General features: G+C 34.5%; 2 protein-coding genes. Both read right to left on the bottom strand.

Going from position 1 to position 1,438, the window contains the following annotated elements:
• Positions 1-227: 227 nt before the first annotated feature.
• Complete coding sequence (locus E1171_RS01435; RefSeq protein WP_155203357.1) at positions 228-374, bottom strand: hypothetical protein; 147 nt, start codon at positions 372-374, stop codon at positions 228-230.
• A 555-nt stretch (positions 375-929) separates the two neighbouring features.
• Positions 930-1,438: nuclear transport factor 2 family protein (locus E1171_RS01430; RefSeq protein ID WP_343031274.1), on the bottom strand; the 509-nt coding region annotated here is incomplete at its 5' end.

Raw genomic sequence — 1,438 nt, 5'->3', positions numbered from 1 at the left:
GAATTTTTGATGATAGAATTAACTTTCATTTTAGATCTAAAATAGATGTTCATGGGGCGGGTTATAGGGTACTTTTTTTCTGATCATATGCCATAAGATTACTCCGAGTTTACTAGCGGTAGTAAATACTGCTGCTTGTCTATTTTTTCTACATGCTACTCTATCCAATAAATTTGAAAGGTGGGAATCCTTGAGATTTTTTATTGCATTTGCCCCTTGGCCCAAGGCTATTTTATGCCTATTCCTTCCTTTTGGTATTCGATGGCTTTATATCTTTCCTCCCGATATTTTATTATTTTGTGCCAGCCGTAACCAGGAAACTGATTGTTTGGAAGTATCAAACTTCTTAAAACCTCAGGATTGATTTTACTCATGATAGATAAAACTGTGGAAAGGTTTAAGCCCTCGACTGCTAACAAGTCTACTCCGTCAAAATATTGAAATGCTACCTAATTGAAATTTTAAATTTGGAAGAATTTCAACCAAATCAATAGTTGAAGAAAAAGAGTGTTTAGCCAATACTTCTTTGAAATTTGAATCCTGTAGTCCTAAAAAAGCTCTGGACGAAGAGATCGGGAAAGGGAAAGAAAAGCTTTACTGAAAATTAGGACAACTCCAGGTTAAAATTGATTATAAACCTACAGTACGCTGTGGGATATTTACAAATTTTGATATTATTAGGGAATATGCCTAGGGGATGTCTTTATATATCTTGTAGGGATAAAAATAATTACAGCAAAAGTAAATCCTGATTTTTGGAAACGGTCAAGACCAGGCAAACCGCTTGCTGCAGGCCCAACACAGCCCGGTTTTAACTGAACCTAAAATAGGATTTAATGAGACAATAGAAGATCTATCTCCCAAAGGGAAACACTACTTTTTATGATTTGGTTGCCTACTAAATGGGAGATTGATCAGTTTGTCCTATCTTAATGAGATGCTTTTCTAATATTTCTTGAAGAAGAATGTGTTTTAGTGATTTTCCATTCGTCATTAACCTTCTTTAAAATAGAAGTTGCCACACCTTTCTTTTTAATTATTCTTGCTTCTGTACCTTTCTCATTGTCAGCTTTTAAAGCTATAGTATAAATATATGTTTCAGTAGTAAAAGCAAAAGGCATATCTAATTCAACATCAATGGTATAATCCGAAAATTCAAAACTGTCAAAATGGTTTAATTCCGGACCCAGATGGTGGGAGACGTAGTTTTCATAAGTTCCTTCCGAACCACCAGACTCAAAAACTGCAGCCTCTTTTGTAAATAGCGCTGTTGTGCCTTCAGTTGTTAAGTTTTGAATAGCGTCTTTATAGTTTTTCATTACTAATTTAACTGCTTCAGATTCAGAGGATACATCTACACTTTTAGCCTCCAATCTTTTTTCAGTATTCTTTTCTTCTTTACAACTTGAAATGGCCAATACTAACACTGCCATTAATG

This window comes from Xanthovirga aplysinae, from assembly GCF_009711365.1.
GTDB lineage: Bacteria > Bacteroidota > Bacteroidia > Cytophagales > Cyclobacteriaceae > Xanthovirga > Xanthovirga aplysinae.
This window is presented reverse-complemented; position numbering and strand designations above follow the sequence as displayed.

Bases quoted from the DNA above. Each gene is read 5' to 3' on its own strand.
- E1171_RS01435 (WP_155203357.1), bottom strand. From the start codon at position 374: ATGAGTAAAATCAATCCTGAGGTTTTAAGAAGTTTGATACTTCCAAAC.